We start from the raw sequence: 22,818 nt of genomic DNA on the forward strand, positions 1-22,818 counted from the left end.
TCAATAAAAAAAACTTAGCAAGACCTAGTTCTGCTACACTTTTATAAGTAATTGATAACAAGTGATAAATTTATCTTCTTATTTGTTTTTCAAATTTGTATTGATCATCTTCGGCACGAGCTTTGTCTATCCGATAGAGTAAAAATCCGAAAACTTCGACAACTGTTTTTCGAGTGATTTCGTCAAATAAGTATATCTTATCCTCTGCCAGATCGGCAATCGTTTTATACCATCCCCATTTTGAACAAAAGTTCTGGAATCCTTTAGAAACTGGTCTGCTTGAGCCAGAACCATTGAATAATGGTTCGAAATCGCTTCTGATTCTTGCTTTTTGCGCAAAAAAAAAGCGATCAGTGGCAGAACTTTTTCGCAGGTCAGATTTCTGAACAACTCCTTTCTCCGATCTATTGTCTGAGCATCATAGCTTTCGCCGGCAGGTCGGCACACAATAGCCAGTATCTCCGATATTTTGGTCATGCTGTCACTCTCCAGCGTGCTTTCTATATCTACCCATTCGGCTAAGGTAAGTTTGTCTGAAAGCGTAACGAAATAATTTGTTCCGTTTATAATTGTTTTACCCGATGGGTTTACGTCGGTATCGAATACAAAGTCTATGGTGTTAGCTACCATATCGAAAAGCTGAGTTGGCGAATGCAGTAACAGCTCTTTGTCTATCTTGCAAATGTCGCTTACAAACTGAATATACTCCATTTTATTTTCCGGCTTACTATTGAACCATTGCTCATAGTCTGCCAGTTTAATATCACTCCATGCATTTGGAATATGCATTGTTATATCACCCAATTCGAACTTTACCATATTTTCTTTGTTTTATTAATATAGATAAAGAAGTATTTATTTCGTTAAAATAGAGTTAATGTGTGAATCATACTCTTTAATAGAGGAATTTTCTATACATTTACTCGCTGAAACAGTGGATATTTGCCTGTGTATGAAGCGGAAAGTTAATTGTATTCTTTATTTTGGCCGCCCGATTAAATAGACTTGACATAAATAAAAGTGTACAAACATGTGTGGAATCTCAACTAGATCATTCTTTAAACAGCTAATCTGTTTACTAATTTTTACAATAATCATTTCGACAGTTAGTATGTATGGGCAAGTAACTATCGGCTCACCTCTTAAACCAAGAGCAGGTGCCTTGCTCGAACTGAAAGAAAATGATAATCTTCAGGCTAATTCTACAAAAGGTCTTAATTTACCCAGAGTCTCATTAGAAAATGCAAGTATGCTTAAACCGATGTTGACCGATTCGGAGTCGGCAGATGTCGATATGCGTAAAAGCCATATCGGACTTATGGTTTTTAATGTAAATGAGAATAATGGGTTTTGCAAAGGACCTTATGTTTGGAGTGGTGAAGTCTGGTTGTCTCTCAAGAACTGTCTGGAGTTGACTGTCGATGCAAACACTATTCAATTTCCGAGCAATGCTGCGTCGGGTGTAGCACCGTCGCGTGTACTAAATATAAACTGGAAGCCTCTATCGGCATCGCCCGTAATGACTTTATCCAGCGTTGCCGGATATAGTCCGGTGCAGGGTTATACACCTACTGCATCGCCTACGGGAGGCAGTCTGGCCGAAAATATACAGATAACGGCTATGTCGCAAGCCGAGGTAGCAGTGAATCCATTTTTAGAAAAAGCATCCCGCCTCGATATTTCGTTGACCGGAAGTAATAAAACCGTTACCGAAAGCGTTTTGCTTCGTCAGATTAATTATGCCCTGACTTATACCAAAGAGCCATACTATCTTATGGATGGCAGTACTTATTCGTTCAAAGTGAAATCGAATGCCAAGTGGAAAGCCGAATTGACTGATACCGGCGGAGGCGTGGTTACTAGCTTGTTGACTACCGCAGGCGGAACAGGTGAGGGCGCAGTGGAAACCAATGTCAGCTTTACGGTTCCGAATGACATGACCAATCCCACTAAATTTTTGGGTACGGCAAAAATAAGATTTTATAGCGAAGAAAGTCAATTTGCCGATGTGGTGGTCGATCTGCTTTGTGCTTCGGGCAGCATTGTCGGTAAAGCCAATGCATATATAGTGAAACCATCTACGGCTATTTTGATTCCTGTTAGTCAAGCAAATGCCGATGGAACTACACGTATTACCGCTGCCGAAACTTATACAGCCGGTTTGGTCTGGACAGATAATGTGAATCGTGTAGCAGCTAATTCTAATATCAGGATGATACTTCCGGCAGGTACCGGCTCGGCAGGCTATTTGTTTGTTGCCGCAGGTACAGCAGAGGGTAACGCTATGGTATCTGCCGTCAAAACTGGTGGTGCGATAGCTTGGAGCTGGCATATATGGATACTCAATGAAGACCCAACAGCTAATACGATTACAAATAACGGACTCGTGTTTATGGATCGCAACTTGGGTGCAACAACAGCAGTCGGAGCTAATGTAAACTCCTTCGGGTTGTATTATCAATGGGGACGAAAAGATCCGCTCCCGGGAACAGCCAACATTGCATCTCTCAATCCGGCGCAGAGAGCCATTTATAATTCTGTCGGATCTACAACAATGGCTCGAAATAGTACTGCCAGTGGTAGTCTGAACATCAGCACACTTGTGGCTAACCCGCTGACTTTTTATATGAATCTTCATATGGATGATACTTCTTGGGGATATGGCACAACTAAAAGTGCTTACGACCCATGTCCCGAAAACTGGCGTGTTGCTACTTTCGTCGGCACTACATCGCCATGGAATGGATTAACAGCACTTAATACGACATGGAACGAAACCAATAAAGGACGCACTATAAATGGTAATTTCTGGCCTGCGGGTGGACGCATGCAACTCTTGACAGCTGGCGATATATTTTATTATGTAGCTCAGTATGGTGGTTACTGGACAGACCGACCATATTTATCCAATACTATTTATAGTTATAGTCTGAATTTTTATTCGGCAGCTTTTGATCCTGCTCAGGCTTACGACAAGGCTCACGGTTTGTCTGTGCGTTGTGTTCGCATACCGTAATAGTAAAAAAGATCAAAGATAAAAGCAGAGCAGGGGCGTCAGCGTCCTTGCTCCTTTTAACTAAAATAGAATATTGTTAATGTTAAATAAATGAAAATGAATTAAATGGCAGACTAATGTAATGAAAAATTGTTTTTTTTTACGAACTTTGTATTTAACAAAACTTTCACTTCTAATATTACATCATAGTAGAACTTTATAAACGTATGAGACTAATAAATTATATATTAATACTGTTTTTTATCTCAACTTTAAGTGTAGTTTCACAAACAACAATGGCTAGTAGTGTAGCAATAATTACGGATGAAAATACATCTATCGCAGACACAGATATTATTTCACATTCGGAATTTTATAACAAAGGTTTATTTACGACCGGTATACAATTGAGTCATCAGATGTTTGGTAACAGTGCACCCGGAGGTGTTCAGCTTTATGGAGGCTGGGAGCGTAGTTGGATAAAATCGGGGAGCCTATATTTAGGTTTGGAGCCACGTATCAAAATCGGATATACAAATGCCAGTGTCGATGATTATTCGATAGGTGATGCTATAATAAAAGAGATCAATTATAATGCTTTTTCGTGGGGAGCTTTGGCGCTCGGTCGTGTAGGTTATTTGTTGAGAGACCGTACTACGGCTCTGTTCTTAGAGGGTCAGATGGGTTTGGTCAATTTTCATTCCAAAGCTGATATACGACAAACAGATGTTGCAAAATGGCACGTGACCCAAGATAGCTATGCTAATCTATATGTAGGTGGTCATGTGGGTATTACAGGCAAGTTGCCGACAAATACACGTGCTTCTCTTTGGGTTGGTATATCGACCGTCAATACAAATATGTTTATGGACAAAATGGGACTCAATGAGAGCGATATTGTCAATAAAAAGATAAATGGCGAATTGGGGGTTGCTTTCTTCTTCTAAAAGAATAAGTTATACGGCGAAAAGCAGCTGATTTCACCATATCTTTCGAAATACAGACATCAGGCGCACTATGATACACATCGTAGTGCGCTTTTTTGTACAGTCTCTAATGCACACTTCTATACCATATATATAATATACTATATCTAGTATATTAATATAATTTATTCTAGTATTTATATTTAATAATATATACTAAGTAATAATATAAATAATACATAATACAAAAAGAAAACCTACAAAGAAAAAACAATAAGATCTTTCTTTCATTTTCTGTTATGCTACGTTCTCTGTCATTCCGAACTGAGGGCCCCTCCTAACCTCCCCCAAGGGGAGGAATACAAAGAGAGTATACGAGAGCCCCTCCTTGGGAGGGGTTGGGGAGGCTGGGCAGATCCCTCTTTGCAGTTCGGAATGACAAAGAGTGATTACACATAACTCATAATCATTCGAAACACTCTCTCTACATTCCTCCCCTTGGGAGAGGTTAGGAGGGGCTTTCGTTTCGAAATGACAAAACAACGAAATAATTAATTCTGCCTTTATCTCGGCCACAGTAAATTTAAATGTTAAAAAACTCCATGAGAAAATATCGGATTTATCTATCAGTAAAAATCCAATCATAAGCACATGGAAAAAGCAGTCAATTACTCAGTTATCAAACTATCGGAAACCATAAAAAGTTATCCAACCTTCACCAAAAACACGAAAGGCTGGATCAGCTACGATCGCGACAATCTTCTGCCGCAACGTATTATCGAACTCAACAACGAGTCGGCTATCAACAAGGCTGTGATAGAAAATAAAGTAACTTATATCTGTGGAAGAGGAGTCAAAGATTCTGCGTATTACGGACAACCCAATCCATCGGACGACTGGGATGCGTTAATAGAAAAAACAGCAAAAGATTATGTCACCTTTGGTGGATTTTGTTTTCAGGTAATCCTCAACGAGAATGGTAAAACGGTAAGCATTTATCATACCGATTTCAGTAAAATACGGGTCGGACAAGTCAACGAATATGGAGCGAGCCTGAGTTTCTTCTTGTCTAACGACTGGCGAAAGACCACAGGCAAGTATGCTCCCGTCGAAATAAGAGCATACGGTGCAGAAGAGATGGGCAAGGGTGTTCCTTATCTCTATTACTACAAAGACTATGAGCCGAGTCTCGATTATTATCCCATTCCACAATACTATTCGGCATTGAGCTATATAGAAGCAGATGGGTTGCTGGGCAAATTCTATCGTAACTCTATCAATAATGGTTTTGTACCCTCAACTATTATTACCATGCCGAGTAATCCGGCTGATAGCGAAAAAGAACAGTTTCAGCACGATATAGAAAGTTCGTATGCCGGAACTAACGGGGCAAGCAGCATCGTTGTCTTATGGGGCGAAAGTCAGGAGATAAAACCTGTTGTGACATCGTATGCAGCAAGTAATAATGCCGATCTGTATAATAATGTAGATGAAATTATCTTCCAGAAAATTATATCGGCTCATCGCCTCACTTCGCCTACATTGGCAGGTCTGTCGGGATCGGGCAATCTGAGCGGGAATGCCAGCGAAATTGTCAATGCTTATATGTTATATAACAGTACTGTGATTCATAAACTACGACGTAAGATACTCGATACACTAAGCCAGTTCGTTATCAACAACGGATATGCGAAGTTAGAGATAGACGATCTGGATATAGTCGCTTCCCCAACTGCTCCCAAGGCAGCTCCCTAATCTCCCAAAGGGGGGACTTAATTCCTCTCTCTGTCATTCCGACCAGTTAGCCCCACCTAACCTCCCCCAAGGGGAGGAATGCAAAGAGGGTGTTTAGAATAATTATGAGTTGCAGCTACCTGCCGTCGCCCCTGTCATCCCGATCTGAAAGCCCCTCCTAACCTCCCCTAAGGGGAGGAATACACAGAGGGTATACAAGAGCCCCTCCTAGGGAGGGGTTGGGGAGGCTAAGATCCCTCACTACGTATCGGGATGACAGAGACAAAGAATAAAGTCCCCCCTTTGGGGGATTAGGGGGCTCCTTGGGAGAGGGTGGCGAGGCTCCTGTGTTTCGGAATGACAATGAGAACGACAGATAGTGCAAAATTCAGAACTTATCTTTCATGATTAATCCATAATACTCTCTCTGATTCCTCCCTTGGGGGAGGTAAGGAGGGGCTCAAATTCAACAATATGAATACACCATTAATAAATGAAACGCTTTTCAAGCAACATTCTCCGGTGACGTACAATACCGATATCACCGAATTTGTACCATATATCAGCATCGCACAAGAGCTACATATCGAACATGTGTTGGGCGAACCGCTGATGAATGAACTTCAAGCACAGATTACGGGCAACATACTCACGCCTCACAACAGCGACCTTATCTTGAAAATAGCTCCTGCACTATCGTTCTATGCCGTCTATCAGGCATTGCCCTTTCATTGGGCGGCAATAGTAAACAAAGGGGTGACCGTTCGCGAGAGCGAAAATAGCAAGAGTGTAGATATTACCGATATAGCACAGCTTCGCCGATGGATAAAAGACGATGCCGATGTGCTTAAAAACCAATTGATCGATTTCCTTTCGCGCAACAGTAGCGATTACCCATTGTGGCGACCAATAGACAGTGCTTGTGATACCTCGGCCAACAGCGGTTCGGCTAAAAAAGGTTTCGATAGTGGGTTTTATTTCGGAAAGAGGACTTGATCTCTTGTATTAGTTAAACGATTTCTTATTTTGAAAAAACACAAGCCGTGATGGTTTGTGTTTTTTTGTTATAGTAGCCACTCCTCACGACCTACTAGAAATAAGAAAGACACAGACTATCATAGCCTGTGTCTTTTATACCTAGCAATCTAACCTAATATCTTATTTGTTTTGCAATGTAGTAAGTACGGTATAGTTGATCAGATTGTTTTTGTTGTCACGAGTTTCCGAACGTACTATTCCTGCACCATCGGCAAACCATTCAGCACCACTGTAAGTTGTAGTCTTCTTATCTTTATAGACATCGAATGTGAATGTTATTTTGGATGCATCGAAAGTTCCTGCCGGAGTTGTTATCTTTTCGTTTTTCTCATATTGGCGATTATAAACCGTTACTTTCATAAACTCACTTTTGTCTGTTTTTGAACGAACAGTAAATTCACCACCATCCATAGCAAAATTTCCATCGAAAGGCGAATCGGGATTAATGTTAGGATAATCCAAAAAATCACCGACCAGTTCGGTGTCTTCACCTAAAAGATCCATCACATCGGGTGTCATATTTCTGTTTACCATACTCAAAAAGAAACTTTCACCATTACAGCGTGCTTCCAGATTTCCCAAGTCGATAACATTGTCTTTTGCATCAGTCATTACGAAGCCGATTTGCAGATCTTCTCCTGCAATGTATTCATGAGACGATTTAAGAATTCGATAAGTCATAGTGCTTAGCAGATTGTCTTTTGCATCATAACTTTTGCTGATAAGAATAGCTCCTTTGTTGGTAGGAAAGAACGACATACAATCATTTTGTGCTTTCACTAGAGCAGTAAATGCGAATACAGAGATAAAAAATAATAATAACTTCTTCATTATATTAAACTAATTTAATTAAACCTGTTATTATAACAAAATATTATAGTAAATGTTTCGGTGCATTTCTTTGATATGTTGTATATAACTCTTTTTATATTAATTGTTTATGTGTTATTTTCCTCAACTGCTTTTCACTCTATAAGGAAGAATAGGAATGAGCCTATGTTTCTTTTTGTTTCTTAAATACCTTATCTTTGTTTATATCCTTAAATATTTTCATTAAAATCGATACCTATGAAAAAGTCATTACAGATTGTACTTCCATTGATTTGTGTGTTAATTACCTCATCCTTTAGCCCTGTTTCTAAAAAAGACAAATGGCAACTGGTTTGGGAAGAAGATTTTGATGGTGCTAATCTCGATACTTCCCGATGGAGCAGAATACCGAGAGGTACGGCAGACTGGCAAAACTATATGTCTTTTTCCGATTCGTGTTACGAAATGAGGGATGGCAATTTAGTTCTGAAAGGGATTGTTAACCCCGACCGACAATCGGATACAGTTCCTTACCTTACAGGTGGTGTGTGGACAAAAGACAAAGTAGGGTTTCGTTATGGGAGAATAGAGATCAAGGCTAAACTCGATGAGGCGACAGGTGCATGGCCCGCTATCTGGCTGTTGTCGCAAAATGTGCCATGGCCCAAAGGTGGAGAGATAGATGTTATGGAACATCTTAATTTCGACAGTATTGCTTATCAGACAGTGCATACGCATTTTACCTATACCCTTGGTATAAAAGATCCTGTAAACGGTGGCACTAACAAACTGAATAGGAATGATTATAATGTATATGCCCTCGAAATGCACCCTGACAGCCTTGTGTTTTTTGTGAACGATAACCGCACGTTTGCTTATCCGCGTATCGAAACCGAGAAGGAAGGGCAGTTTCCTTTCGACGACGAATTTTATTTGCTCATCGATATGCAATTGGGTGGAAGTTGGGTAGGAAAGGTAGACCCGAATCATTTGCCTGTAGAGATGAAAATAGATTGGGTAAAGTATTATGCGAAGGAGTGATTTGATTTCGAGTTATATGTCTATAAGACAGTGTGTTGAATATCGGGTGCGTCAGAGATGAGTTAAAAGATTACTATTAACATTGTTATCAAATAAAAATCGCTTGTTTTGTATATATTTGCAGAAATAACCTAAAACTAAGAAATGGCAACAAAACTATGTCCTTATTGTAGAGAAACTATACAGGAAACGGCTCTTAAATGTCGTTTTTGTCACGAGTGGTTGAGCGAAAACACCTTACCAGCTCAGCCAATTATAGAACCTGTTATACAAAATTTAGAACCTACTGTGCAGGAGTTGGAACCTGTTACGGAGGATATCAAACCTATTGTACAAGAAGCAGAGCCTGCTGTGCAAGATGTAGAACCTACTGTGCAGAATATCGAAACTGTTGCGCAGGATGCAGAGCCTGCTGTACGGAATGTGGAGCCTGAGCCTGTAATAGAAGGAGCGCCCGTGGCCGAAAAAATCATTACTGTTCCCCCGCCAATAGCATCTCAGGTTGAAGAAGCTGTATCAAGAAAGCGTATGCCTGTGTTTGTTGAAGAAGAGCATCTTCCTTTAGTAGTAAGACAGAATTATAAATTAGCAAAATTGGTATCACTATCGATTCCTTTTGCTATGTTATTAATTACAATTGGAGTTTACTCGTTGGATGCAGATAATTATTCCACGTTTGAAGGCTGGTCTATGTTATTCTTGGTTAGTCTTACTGTCGGTCTTACCGTTTGGTTGTTATACATGCTGAATAAACACTTGTTGAATTTTGATTTATACAATAATATAAGAGGTAATATATCGTGTTTAATATATGGTATGCCAACCTGTTTTCTGATATTTATGTTTATACTCGGTGAGTTAGTGAGTATAGATTCTACAATTCTGATCATAATTGTGCTCATTTTATATGCCGTACTATTAGTTACTCATGTTTTAACAGGATGGCGACTAGCACGGTTCGAGGGTGATTATGTAGGCGGAATTTCGGCCTTCGGCTACGCCCTGTTCTTATTGATGATTTTGTCTCCATTTTTTATTCCATTTGTAGTTCCGTTTTTTGCTTACAACATTTTTAAGAAAGCAGAAATATATGCCGAAACTTATGGGTATGAGGAAGGGGAAGATTATTAATTAGTTGCCTTTGAATATAATTATATAAGATAAAGAAGATCAATTAGCGCCGGGCGAAAGTCTGGTGCTTTTTTTATTGAAAACAGAATAGTTTATCTGTACAATAAAAAGGTGTATGAAGAAGTTTGAACTTAAAATCGATGGAGTGCTTAAAGCGAATAGCGAAACTGCAATACTTAAAGACACTATAAAGGAGCTGGATAATAATACAAAGAATACAATAGCTAATCAGAAAATATTGTTTCTTTCGGCCAGAGAATTAGAGACTACGATGGGGAAGATGGCTAGTGGAATAGAGAAAACATCTGTTAATACCGATAAAGTAAATAAGTTATTTAGTTCTAGCGCCAATATTATGGAGTCCTTTGGACTTAAAACCCGATTCTCGCAAAAACAACTTGGCGAGTTGGGGGTGATGATGGGTAACATTAACACTTTACACAAGGATAACAATAAAATTACAGAAAAGGCAATAAAAACTCAATCAGATTTATGGTCATTGCAATCAGATCAAAGTAAAGAGAGACGGAAAGGAGAGGCCGAAACTAATTTGTGGTATGATGTTTTCAAAAACAGAGTAATTGCAGCAGTAAAATCGATAGATGTAGTAAATCTTGCTATAGAAACGTATAAAGATTTTACACTTGTTTCGAAAGCGGCATTTAAAGAAGTAGATGAGTATGTTTCGCAATTTGATAAAACAATTCATTATTCGGTAGAAGCTATGAATGCTCATAACAAAGAGTATATAAAACTTAAAGAGCGTGAGATTCTGACAGCAGAAAAAAATAAATCAAAGTTGATGCAGATAATGTTGGACGAATCTATTGCATTAGACATAATTTATAAAGAAAGATTAAAATCCTTAGCTCAAAATAAACTAATTAATGATGAAACAATTTTTACTAGCCCTGTAATAAAAGATAATAAATTAAGAGAAGAAAATGCGCAGACAAATAAAAATTCTGATCAGCAAATTGCTAGGATTAAAGAACAAACTCGTGAAAAAATAGCAGCTGTGGGCGGAGTGGCTTCATCAGATATAGACGATACCACTTATGTTGCTAAAGGCAATGATGTAATAGTGGAAGGTTATGGCAGACGAGTTGCTATAACTAAGAAATATCAGGAGGCAAATAAAAAGCTGACTAAGCAACAGCAGGAGGATATGAAAAATAGTATCAGGCAGTCCGTTGCTGATGAGGTAGATAGTGAAAATGCTAAGTCGGAAGAATTAGCGCAACTACGAGTAAAAGACGTTGAGTCGGTCAAAGCCGTTGCAGAAGAGAAGATCGAGATTGTTGCAGATGTAGTGGAAGCTACATCTGCCGGTAATGCTGCGATGGTTGAAAATACCAAGCAGAGTACTGAAAAACAAATTGACTCGTGGAAAGAGTTTCAAGCTAAAATGCAAGAGTACGTCAATAATATAATGACGGGAGTAAATGCGATATTTTCCGCAACAAATGCAATACTCGGCGATCAGTTGAATGAAGCGAAAGAGAAATATAACCAAATATCTGTACAATATAGTAAGGTTGTAGATGAGCGAAAGCAGAGTGACGAGAAAATTAAAGAACTGGAAGGGAATGCTCAAAATGCACGTGGCGAACAGAGTCTTGTTTTTCAAGAGCAAATCAATCAGGAGATGGCCAAAAATCAGCAATTGGCTCAACAAGAGAACGATTTAAGTAAAGCAAAAGAGAAGCAAGAGAAAGAGATCGCAAAGAAAGAAAAGCAAAAGAAAAAAACCGAATTATCTCAAAATATTATTCAGGGTGTTGCGAACACAGCATTAGGAGTAACAAAAGCATGGGGGCTAGGGCCAATTCTAGGTCCGATTCTCGCAGCGATAGTGGGGGCTGCGGGTGCAGTACAAATAGGTATTATGACCAAGCAGCTTGCCAAGCTTGAAGATGGTGGTCTTCTACGAGGTAAGCGTCATTCGCAAGGCGGAATGCGTATAGAAGGTACAAATATCGAAGTAGAAGGTGGCGAGTATGTAGTGAATCGCGAATCTACAAATAAGAATCTCGGATTAGTTCGCTATATTAATTCGCAACGCAAGGAATTGACTCCCACGGATATTAATTCGTATTTCACAAAAGCCACACAAGCGTATGAGCCGCCATTTCGTCGTATGTTTGAGGCTGGCGGCGAATTGCCTGCAATAAATAATACGGTAAATGTGGATAATGATGCCTTAGTAGATGCTATTAAATCTATCAAAATTTCTCCACGAGTTGCAGTATCAGATATTTTGCGTGTGCAGGACGAAATGACAAGTGTAGACGGCTGGGCTGGAGTGTGAAGTTGTTCGTAGGTTCATCGGGCGAATTTCCGTGTGTTAATCTGTATATATAAAGATGGACTTCAATTTCTATCGGCAATTGTTAACGTTTGTTGAGATTTCGTGCCAATCACATATATAGTCTCGCACTGTCATTCTCACTGCCATTCTGAAACGGAAGCCTCTCCTAACCTCCCCAAGGGGAGGAATGCAAAGAAGGTGTTTGGAATAATTATGAGTTATTAATGATAAGTCATGAGTTAATCACACTTTGTCATCCCGATACGCAGTGAGGGATCTGCCTAGCCTCCCCAACCCCTCCCAAGGAGGGGCTTCCGTTTCGGAATGACAGAGAAGATTTTAAAACGCTCCTTAACATCAGCAGTACTTGCCGTATAAGATACGCTGTATCTGGTATTAGATGGGTGTATGTGTCTAATTATTAACAGGTTTAAACAACAATATTTCACCCAAAAAATCATAAATTCCTACAAAATAGATTATGAACTATTTTTATTCAATTATAAATCACTACTTTTGCACTCTCATTTATTAAATGACTACGCAAACTTCTTATTTATTATAATGAAAAGATATATTAAACACTATTTCTCATTGAAAACAGTATTGAGTACATTTACGATGGTGCTGGTCGCCATGATGTTAGTTTCGTCTTGTTCCTCATCCCGTTCTCGTTCGGTACGCCAAATGCGCGAAGCCAAAGGAATGAACACCCCTTACAAAATATCAAAATCGGATAAAGATGCCCTGACCAAAGAATTGTTCATGCAGTCTAAACGTGCCAATATCGAATTGCCACGCCAAGAAGGTATTAAGTTCGATCCTACCACAGGTGCAGCTATCGTTTCGGAAGAGGTTACTTATGTAAACCCTGACAATCATCTTGATGAAGATTATAATCCTACAAAAGTAGGCACCGATACAGTCTATAAATTGACGGAAGTGGTTGTAACTGCCCGTTCGCGATTCACACCCGAACGTGACGGAAAAGTAAGCGTCGATTTTATGGTACGTGTACCCAAAGAACTTATTTCGAGCAAATGGCGTGTGACTCTTTCACCCAAATTGTTGCACAACGATTCTATCGTTTCATTGCAAGAAGTGGTGTTGAAAGGACAAGAATTTGCCGACAAGCAAAAGGCTGATCATGCAGCTTACGACAGTTATGTGAAATCGATTGTTGGCAAATCGGCTTACGATAGTGTATTTCTCGATCGTGCGAATATTACAAAAGATATTGCCAATCGTCAGTCGTTTTACTACGATAAATACCATACCGAGTGGAGTCGCCAAATGGCCTACGAAAAATGGATGAGAGATCACGAAAAGCGTAACGAAACTTATATTATAAAAGAAGTGGGTGCGCGCGACAATCTTTATCATCAACATGCACGTGAGGCAAATGAGCAAGCTATGCGCGATCTTGCATTAGGCAAAGATACAACAGGCATATTTGCTAGCTATATGAGCAAATATAACAAGAAGACAAAAGATCTTCCTGAAATATGGAAGTACAAAACAGAATTGAGATCTATTCCACGCGAATTTGAAGATATATACGAAAATGATCGTACACTGGCTGATATCACAAACGATATAATGACAGAAAACGATTCGGTACAGATTGCCAAACACCGTTATTTCTTCGACAAGATAGCCGAGAACGAAATAAAAGGTGCCCGTAAGGAAGATAAATACCTCGAACTTGTACCGTTTCCATACGAACAAGGTGTACGTGTCGATAGTGTTGTAGTAGCAGGAAGAGATTTCCTATATTACTATTCGCAAGACTATCCTGTAACAGTGGGCTTGAAACAGGTTCGTATCACTATGAGTGGGAAGGTGGATGCAATAGACCGCAGTTCGTATCATTTAGCTAAAAGCGATACGCTTGCCTATTTCGTGTCATCACTCTCTCAATTGGTCGATACCACACTTACACATAAAGAGACTAAGCTATACCGTGATGTGTTTAACCGCATGACAGCTTATCTTAGATTTGCCGATAAGAAAACAACTTTCGATATCAACTATAAAGATAATAAAGCCGAGTTGGCAAAAGTGATGGATACTTACCGCACATTTACCACCGAGGGCAAACTTGTTGTAGACAGTATCGAAATGACAGTATCTAACTCGCTGGACGGTACGTTCGACGATAATGCTGAGCAGACGATGAAACGTTCGCAGTCGTTGAAAGAATACTTTGTTAAGACTTATCCTGAGATGAATGCAGAGACGATTATCAAAACTTACAATATGGGCGAAGACTGGAACACATTGGCCGCCAATATTCGTAAGAGAATTGATATTGTCAATAAAGACCGCATTTTGGAAATGCTGACTACAGCCGTTAATCCGGATGCAACCGAAGCCGATATAAAGAAAGAATTCCCTGCCGATTTCAAAATCATACGCGATTCCATCTATCCGTTACTGAATAAAGTAGACTTTGTATTCAATATGCATCGCCCGGGTATGGAAGATGCAATGACTGTCAATCGCGAAGAACGTTCGGGATATGCAGAAGGGCTTCAGTTGTTAGTCGACAGAGAATATTGGAAAGCAATCGAAATACTTGCAGACTATCCCGACTATAATACAGCACTTTGTCTGGCTGCAATGGGATATAATGCCAAATCGTACGATATTTTAAAAGGTCTTGCCCCGAATGGTAATACAGAATATATACTTGCACTGGTTTCGATGCGTTTAGGCAAAGACGAAGAGGCAATGCAACATTTACAACGCGCTGTCCAGCTCGATCCGTCGAAGGCATACCGCGTGGCACTCGATCCCGAGATAGCCGATTTTGTGAGGAAGAACAATCTGAAGTTGTAATCATACTTCTATAATACCTTTGAGAATTTGAGAGAACGAGTAATTCAATTACTCGTTCTCTTTAGTTATAAGCATAAATAAGCGTGTGTATGATATGAAGAGTGGGATAATAATCAGTGAAATTTTTAGAAAGGCTTATGCCGATCTCGTTTTCCTTCTGTTCCAAACCCAAAGAGTGGCTCTAGCATCGAAATGGCGGAGGCAAATACCTTAAGATATTAGGATGATCTCATTGTAATTATCTTTAAATATTCACTAAGTTTACTCTGAATTATTATGCTATGTATGTTTATAGATTTTATTTATATCTATATAGTTTAACTTGTTTTTGTTAATATAAAAGTGCATTGTGCGTATAAATATTGGTTATTTTGTGTAATTGATTAAATAATTATATTATTTGCTTGTATTATTAAAAGTAAAGCTTATATTTGCTCTTGATAAGGAGATGAAACGAGGAAGTTGGCAAATATTGATATTTTGGATGCTGATATTTTGAAATTTACTTGTTTTAGATTTGGTTGTTTTTTACGTAATAAAAATGCCAAACATTCGACTTCCCAACCTGACTAACTTAAGTAACACTAACACTTAGAAAAACTTACTCTAAACACTACTCGACATTAATTTCCAAAAGCAGATGTTTATTTGCTTTTGGGAATTGTCATATATTTATCTTTCGTAATTCTAGCTGGTGTTATTAAAATATTTACAAATAAAAAAGGTGTATTGGCTCGCAGTCTCATTTGTGAGCCTTTTTTGCCTCCTTAATCGTTGTATTCTGCTTTGTGCTGCTGTTTGTCCCTATTGAGTGGGTTTAACGCTATTTAAACTCTCTTTTTTTGTGGAGTCATGTTTTTTTATGATATTTGTATTTGTTTGATATTAATAGGATCACTCAACACAATTCAATAAAACTTCAGTTTTATCCATTATTATCTGCCTTATTTTGGGGGCTATAATAATGTATTCTGTTTGTCTTCCTTTCTTGTAGTCAAATAGGTCATTTTGTATATTTAGGATAAACAACACACTATGCGTCTTACAAAACTGTTTTTTATGGCATTATTGCTGTTGCCGGTAGCACTCAGTGCTCAGGTAACAATTGGTATTGATCGCGCTCCTCAAAAAGGCGCTTTGCTACAACTTCAAAACCTACCCGATGGAAATTCTACCAAGGGCTTGCTTATGCCGCGTGTAACAATAACAGATCTTACTAGCTTAGCCGATATAAATAAAGGTCAAGCGGTGCGCCCCGATCCTGCCGAGCATGTGGGGCTTGTGGTTTATAACCCTATCGAGGGTAGGGGGATATGCTCCGGCTTATTTGCTTGGACGGGTACTCAATGGCAATATTTGCAACCTGAAATCGAATATTTTGAAGATGTGCGTACCTTTGCCGATGGTGTAACTAAAGAGCGCATAAAATATCCTATCCGTACATTTGGGTCGGCAGGTACATGGATGTTGGCGAATCTTCGGGCTACTACCTATGCCGATAATCTGGGGGTGAATAAGCCTGCTGACGATTTAGTAACGCCTGGAACCGGTGGCGCTATCCCTAAATCTTATTACTATCCTGCACTCGATCCTAGTTTGTTGAATGCGGATAAATACCCTGAACTCGGATTAGTCTATACTTGGGCGGCAGCTACTAACGGTAAAGGAGGATTTGATGGCAAGCAAAATGCCCAGAATGAAGGAGAATCCGCAGAGACGACTAGTGGGCCTAATCCCATTCCCGCCAATGTGGAGCAAGTGGGCAAGCAAGGTGTCTGCCCCGAAGGCTGGCATTTGCCCAGCGACAAGGAATGGAACGATCTGGAAGAAGCCATAGCAAATGAACAAACAGGGCTCTATACGCGCAATGAATTTAAACCTACAGCTTGGGATGTTAGCTGGAGGCTGGTGCCTGACGTGGCTAGGAATACTGTTGACGGACACGGAAAAAGCATGAAGAATTATGATGTTAAATTGGGTTCTTACGCAGCATCAGGCGCTAGTAAGACTTTTTGTAACGGTGGCGGATTTAATCTTATGCTCTCGGGTTATGTGTCTGATACAGGCTCGTATGGTGGGAGTCTTGGTCGCGAAGGACGGATATGGTCGCATAGCGCGAGCTCTGGATCTTCTGTGTGGACGCGTATTTTAACATCCACTTCATCAGGAGTAAGTCGAGGACGGGTGACCCGTGGTTATCATAGTGCTGTTCGCTGCAAAAGAAATTGATCTGTTTTCTTTTGAATTTTATTGTTGATAGTTAGTGGTGTCTGTTGCTTTTTAAGTATTTAAAATTCAGGTATTAATAGCTGTTGATCTCTATTAACAGAATTTGTATTGCGTCTTATTGTAACTTTGGTATTAAATTGATATTTTTGTAAAATATTTTATTATATAACGATATTTACAACAACGCACATCAGATAAACTACACGTATGATTTTGAAACATATTCGAAATATTTTCCTTCCAGTAGCAATTTTTGCTTTGGGCGTTTCATGCCTTAATGCCCAAATAACTATAGGCTCTACTTTGCCCCCTAATACGGGAGCTCTGCTCGATCTGAAAGAGTTTGCTCCCAATGCTCAGAATGCTACCTCTACCAAAGGTTTGCAATTACCTCGTGTTTTTCTAACCAGTCCCACTAGCCTCATGGATGTTCTCAAAGGAGAAAGTGAAATTGTCGATCCGCTTTTAGCTACCGGTTTATGGATATATAATGTGAATGAAACAAGTGCTATATGCCCTGGTGTATATCTCTGGGACGGTAGTCGATGGAATTCGATGATGCATACAGTGCTCGAGTCTTTCGACGATATTCGTACAAAGGCAGATGGCAGTATAGAACATATTGTCTATCCGGCACGCACTTTTGGCACAGCCGGCACATGGATGCTTGAGAATCTTCGGGCAACTACTTACGCCGATAATCTGGGTATAGATAAAACCATAAATGATATTCAGGTAACTAAACCGACTTCATCTCTAACTCTCAAAGCAGCATATTATCCTAACGCAGATAAAACGCTATTTGACCAGAATCCCGGATATGGAATGTTATACACCTTTGCAGGTGCAACCAATGGTAAAACAAAAACAATTAATGAGGGAGAGTCAGGTGCAACTTCGGGCACACCCAATCCTATACCCGGCAATGTAGAGCAAGTGGGTGCGCAGGGGATTTGTCCCGATGGCTGGCATTTGCCCAGCGATAAGGAGTGGAACGATCTGGAGGAAGTTATAGCTAACGAACAAACGGGGCTATATACGATAGATAACTATAAATCGAATCCGTGGAATTCTGATGGTCAGGATTGGCGGTTGTTGAAAATGGTAAACAGGAATAGTGTTATGGGTCATGGAACGAGTATGAAAACTGCTTTTGTAAAAGTAAATAATGATGCAACAACCGGAAAGAGTGCTTCGTATTGCAACGGGGGCTTTAATATTCTAGTGATAGGTGTAGTTAATAATGCGGGCATTGGCGTGAGTTATGGGTCGATAGCTATTTTTTGGAGCAATAGCGCTAATGGTGATTCCGGTAATGCTATTGTACGTACTTTATCTCGTACGAGCTCTGGTGTTACCCGCACAAGTGGTAGTCGGGATTTTGGATATTCTGTCCGCTGTAAAAAAAATTGATTAATGTCTCTTGTTTTTAGTTCAAATTCCCCCTGTTTGTTTTTAATCATTATGTGTTTCCTCGTTAAATATAAATTCTTAGTAACCATTCTTAACTAATTGAACATTGATACGTGTCTGTGGCTAAATACTTGATAAAGTATTTTTATAGCACAAACATGTATCAGATAATAAATTTTTATATGACCTTGACTAATATTCATATCTTTTTTCTTACAGTGGTATTAGCTGTTTTGACTGTCACGAGCCTCAACGCTCAGGTAACCATCGGATCTACTTTGGCTCCTAGTGGGGGAGCTATTCTCGATCTGAAAGAGTTTGCTCCCAATGCTCAGAATGCTACCTCTACCAAAGGTTTGCAATTGCCTCGTGTTTTTCTAACCAGCCCATCGACTCTTGCAGATGTTACCACAGGAGAAGATGTACCTTCCTCGCCGGCTTCAGCTACCGGTTTGTGGATATACAATGTGAATGAAACAAATGCTATATGTCCCGGTGTATATGTCTGGAATGGTAGTCGATGGAGTTCGATGACGCATACGGCACTCGAATCTTTCGACGATATTCGTACGAAGGCAGACGGCAGTATAGAGCATATTGTCTATCCGGCACGCACTTTTGGCACAGCAGGCACATGGATGCTCGAAAACTTAAGGGCAACTACCTATGCCGATAATCTGGGTGTGAATAAAGCTGTAAATGATATAAAGTTAGCTATGTTCAGTTCAAATAATTATACTAAGAGTGTATATTACCCTAATGCAGATAAGGCGATATTTGATGAGAATCCCAGCTTTGGGCTACTATATTCATTTGTCGGGGCAACTAATGGTAAAACAAAAACAATTAATGAGTCAGAATCAGATATTAATACGGGTCTTGCCAATCCTATACCCGGTAATGTGGAGCAAGTTGGTGTGCAAGGTATCTGCCCCGACGGCTGGCATTTGCCCAGCGATAAAGAGTGGAACGATCTGGAAGAAGTTATAGCCAACGAACAAACGGGGCTATATACGATAGATAACTTCAAACCGAACAAGTGGAATTCGGATGGTAAGGATTGGCGGTTAATAATGTCGTTTGATAGGAATGCTACCAACGGGCACGGTAAAAGTATGAAATCGGCTTTTGTAAAAGTAAATAATCTACCAATAAGCGGAATGAGCGCTTCGTATTGCGATGGAGGTTTTAATATTTTATTAGTAGGTGTCATTAGTTCTTCGGGTGCATCAAGTTTTGGTACATCTGCAGTTTATTGGTCTAGCAGTAACTCCGATGCAGCTTATGCAATGGTACGCACCATAAGGAGCTCCGATGGTGTTAATCGTACTCAAGGTCTCAGAAGCTATGGATATTCTGTTCGCTGCAAAAAAAACTGATTTGTTTGTTTTTTTGAGCTACTATATTTGTGATAAATTTGGTAACTCGGCTGTTTTGTTAAGTTCTTAAGTCATTCTCAATCAGACACTGATAGCTGTTGAGTTTTTTTGCCGATATTTTTTTAATTTTATTTGCATTTGTGAATAAATATTAAAAATATTTATATCTTTACCGAGAATTTTTTGATAAAAATGCTCAGTATTTAACGCAGAACTACAAACTAACTTTACTAAACACAGCTAATTATGATGCAGAAGCATATTCGTGTCTTTTCGTTTATGGTAGTATTGTCTACTTTTACGAATGTGAGCCTTAGTGCTCAGGTAACTATCGGATCTAATTTACCTCCTAAAGCAGGTACTCTCCTCGACCTGAATGAATTTTCTTCCGATGCCCAGAATGCCAACTCAACTAGAGGTTTGCAATTACCTCGTGTTTCGCTTACAGATCTTAATAGTCTGACCGACATAGCCGGTGGCGGAAGTGCCCTTCTCGACGCGGAATCTCTTACCGGTTTGTGGGTGTACAATGCTAAAGAATCTTCTGATATATGCCCCGGGTTACATGTCTGGAGTGGTAGTCAATGGACTTCGTTGATGCCGAGTGTTGTAGAATATTTCGAAGATGTTCGTACAAAGGCAAATGGCAGTACAGAGCGTATTGTTTATCCGGCACGCACATTTGGCAAGGCTGGAACATGGATGCTCGAAAACCTTCGGGCAACTACTTACGCCGACAATCTGGGTGTAAATAAAGCGACAAATGATATTCAGATAACTGTGCCGACTTCATCTACTACCCTCAAGGCAGCGTATTACCCTAATATAGACAAGGCAGCATTCGATCAGAATCCCAGATATGGTATGCTATATACATTTGCTGCAGCAACTAATGGTAAGACAACAGTGGTAAATGAGGGAGAATCGAGTGGTGTTTCGGGTACAGCCAATCCTATACCCGGCAATGTGGAGCAGGTAGGAGCGCAGGGTATCTGTCCCGAGGGTTGGCATGTACCTAGTGATAAAGAGTGGAGCGATCTGGAAGAAGTTATGGCTAACGAGCAGACCGGACTCTATACTGTAGAAAAATATAAGCCGACTATGTGGAATTCGGATGGTCAAAACTGGCGTTTGGTGTTAGGAGACACCCGTAATACCACTAATGGCCATGGGGCAAGTATGAAAACTGCTTTTGTAAAAGTGAATAATGAGGCAACGACCGGAAAGAGTGCTTCATATTGCCGCGGAGGTTTAAATCTTTTGGTGGTTGGTGTAATTAACGATTCGGGAAAAGCCATTGCTTATGGCGGATCGACTAATCTTTGGACTAATAGTGCTTTTGGCGATTCGGGTAATGCCTATGTACGTGGCTTTGCTCGCACAACCTCTGGCGTTACTCGTATACAAGGTTCCAGAAGCTATGGATATGCTGTCCGCTGCAAAAAGAACTGATTGAAAGCCTTTATGGAAAAAGATTAACTTGATAATAGTTGTCTAAATAAGAGGTGTGTATATTTCTCTTAGTTATTAAATAAATATTATTATGTGTTTTGTTATTTTAAAAATATATTTTATATTTGTATCCGTTTAAGAGTATTTGGTGATTTTAAAGCTGTTGATTCCTCTTTATTTGTGGATAAACGTGTTTCTTTACCGATTACTTTTAAGAGTGTTTTTATTCGATCGTTTTATGCATAGAGATTGGTAATTATACTCAGGACTTCCGACCTTGTTATTTAACAACACATTCTGAAAAATTCAACAATAATAATATTCAGAAGCAAGTATTTCTTTGTTTTTGGATATTATTATGTGTTTTCCTTTCCTTTTTTATTTGAAATAAAATTCTTGTAAACACATATTAATGTGTCTGCCGGTCTGGGTTTTCAAAATAAAAAAGTTATATTTGGAACTAATTTTGACCGGTAATTATGAAAAAGTTTCTTTACCTTATCTATCAATGGGTTGTCTTCGTACCCCTGTTGATACTATCTACTACATGGTGTACACTTACTATTATAATAGGTTCTACACTGGGTAATAATAAATTCTGGGGATATTATCCCGGAGTGATTTGGGGGCGCTTTGTGTGTATAAGTGCTTTGCTAAGAATCAAAGTAAAAAGAAATCCGTTACTCGACAGAAATCAATCGTATGTCTTCGTAGCCAATCACCAAGGGGCTTTCGATATATTTCTCGTATATGGCTATTTAGGACATAATTTTAAATGGCTGATGAAACAAAGTTTGCGCAAAATGCCTTTAGTTGGTCTGGCCTCGAAAAAAGCAGGGCACGTATTTGTAGATCAATCCAGCCGCAAAGGTATTGTCGAAACAATGCGTAATACGCGCGATACACTTCGTGATGGTATATCGACAGTTGTATTCCCCGAAGGACACCGCTCGCCCGACGGAAAGATGGCTGAGTTTAAAAAAGGTGCATTCCAGACCGCATTGAGTCTCAAACTACCCATTGTTCCTGTCACTATCGATGGCGCATATAAAGTATTACCTATTCATTCGTGGAAAATGAATCCCACAGCTATATCTTTAACTTTTCACGATCCTATCGAAACGAAGGGATTGACGAACGACGATCTGCCTGAACTTATAAAAAATGTATATACCATAATAGAGTCTGCGCTTCCCGAAGAAAACAGATAATATTATCACCAGAGATGCTGTTCGCATTCATCGACCTGAAACCAAATTTTACAACCAAGCTTAATTTATTTTGAAAAGACTACTTCTTACGGGCTTACTTTGCCTTGTTACATTACTTGTGTCGGCTCAAGAACAGACTCATTATGAGTCAATATCTCTCCCTCATCTTTGGCTCACATCGAATTGACTAACGTTATTTATAGGGGTTTTACAATCGGCATAACACTCTCGATAGGTACCTCGAAATACTATGTTGGTATATTTAACTAAGACTTATACACAAATTTATTTATAATAGAATTCACTA

Annotated in this window: 15 protein-coding genes; 13 read left to right on the top strand and 2 right to left on the bottom strand. The window is 39.5% G+C overall.

Annotated features, from left to right (window positions below):
* Positions 1-126: 126 nt before the first annotated feature.
* Positions 127-819: a hypothetical protein gene (locus G7Y57_RS08150; protein WP_165022129.1), complete on the bottom strand. Its 693-nt coding sequence runs from the start codon at positions 817-819 to the stop codon at positions 127-129.
* Between the two features lie 292 nt (positions 820-1,111).
* On the opposite strand from G7Y57_RS08150, the gene G7Y57_RS08155 reads away from it, so the two are divergent.
* From G7Y57_RS08155 to G7Y57_RS08170, 4 genes are all read left to right on the top strand, one after another.
* Complete coding sequence (locus tag G7Y57_RS08155; protein ID WP_165022132.1) at positions 1,112-3,016, top strand: hypothetical protein; 1,905 nt, start codon at positions 1,112-1,114, stop codon at positions 3,014-3,016.
* 275 nt (positions 3,017-3,291) lie between these two features.
* Positions 3,292-3,942 (top strand): hypothetical protein, encoded by a 651-nt coding sequence (locus tag G7Y57_RS08160; RefSeq protein WP_165022134.1) that lies wholly within the window; start codon positions 3,292-3,294, stop codon positions 3,940-3,942.
* A 630-nt stretch (positions 3,943-4,572) separates the two neighbouring features.
* On the top strand, positions 4,573-5,676 hold the full coding sequence (locus G7Y57_RS08165) for a hypothetical protein (protein ID WP_165022137.1): 1,104 nt from the start codon (positions 4,573-4,575) through the stop codon (positions 5,674-5,676).
* 453 nt (positions 5,677-6,129) lie between these two features.
* On the top strand, positions 6,130-6,651 hold the full coding sequence (locus tag G7Y57_RS08170; protein ID WP_165022140.1) for a DUF6712 family protein: 522 nt from the start codon (positions 6,130-6,132) through the stop codon (positions 6,649-6,651).
* A 162-nt stretch (positions 6,652-6,813) separates the two neighbouring features.
* On the opposite strand, the gene G7Y57_RS08175 is transcribed toward G7Y57_RS08170, so the two are convergent.
* On the bottom strand, positions 6,814-7,524 hold the full coding sequence (locus tag G7Y57_RS08175; protein ID WP_165022143.1) for a hypothetical protein: 711 nt from the start codon (positions 7,522-7,524) through the stop codon (positions 6,814-6,816).
* Positions 7,525-7,761: 237 nt separating this feature from the next.
* Here G7Y57_RS08175 and G7Y57_RS08180 point away from each other — a divergent pair, with 237 nt between their 5' ends.
* From G7Y57_RS08180 to G7Y57_RS08220, 9 genes are all read left to right on the top strand, one after another.
* Positions 7,762-8,544, top strand: a complete 783-nt coding sequence (locus G7Y57_RS08180) for a glycoside hydrolase family 16 protein (protein ID WP_165022146.1) — start codon at positions 7,762-7,764, stop codon at positions 8,542-8,544.
* Positions 8,545-8,688: 144 nt separating this feature from the next.
* Positions 8,689-9,675 (top strand): hypothetical protein, encoded by a 987-nt coding sequence (locus G7Y57_RS08185; RefSeq protein ID WP_165022148.1) that lies wholly within the window; start codon positions 8,689-8,691, stop codon positions 9,673-9,675.
* Between the two features lie 115 nt (positions 9,676-9,790).
* Complete coding sequence (locus G7Y57_RS08190; RefSeq protein ID WP_165022151.1) at positions 9,791-11,986, top strand: hypothetical protein; 2,196 nt, start codon at positions 9,791-9,793, stop codon at positions 11,984-11,986.
* Between the two features lie 564 nt (positions 11,987-12,550).
* Positions 12,551-14,827 (top strand): tetratricopeptide repeat protein, encoded by a 2,277-nt coding sequence (locus G7Y57_RS08195; RefSeq protein WP_165022154.1) that lies wholly within the window; start codon positions 12,551-12,553, stop codon positions 14,825-14,827.
* Positions 14,828-15,886: 1,059 nt separating this feature from the next.
* Entirely contained in the window at positions 15,887-17,056 is a 1,170-nt protein-coding gene (locus G7Y57_RS08200; RefSeq protein ID WP_165022156.1) for an FISUMP domain-containing protein, read from the top strand.
* A 207-nt stretch (positions 17,057-17,263) separates the two neighbouring features.
* A complete protein-coding gene (locus G7Y57_RS08205; protein ID WP_221412118.1) occupies positions 17,264-18,469 on the top strand; it encodes a fibrobacter succinogenes major paralogous domain-containing protein in 1,206 nt (401 codons plus the stop codon).
* Positions 18,470-18,651: 182 nt separating this feature from the next.
* Positions 18,652-19,848 (top strand): FISUMP domain-containing protein, encoded by a 1,197-nt coding sequence (locus tag G7Y57_RS08210; protein ID WP_165022160.1) that lies wholly within the window; start codon positions 18,652-18,654, stop codon positions 19,846-19,848.
* Between the two features lie 246 nt (positions 19,849-20,094).
* Complete coding sequence (locus G7Y57_RS08215; protein WP_165022162.1) at positions 20,095-21,300, top strand: FISUMP domain-containing protein; 1,206 nt, start codon at positions 20,095-20,097, stop codon at positions 21,298-21,300.
* 479 nt (positions 21,301-21,779) lie between these two features.
* Positions 21,780-22,511, top strand: a complete 732-nt coding sequence (locus G7Y57_RS08220; protein ID WP_165022164.1) for a lysophospholipid acyltransferase family protein — start codon at positions 21,780-21,782, stop codon at positions 22,509-22,511.
* Positions 22,512-22,818: the final 307 nt, after the last annotated feature.

The organism is Dysgonomonas sp. ZJ279, from assembly GCF_011039205.1.
GTDB lineage: Bacteria > Bacteroidota > Bacteroidia > Bacteroidales > Dysgonomonadaceae > Dysgonomonas.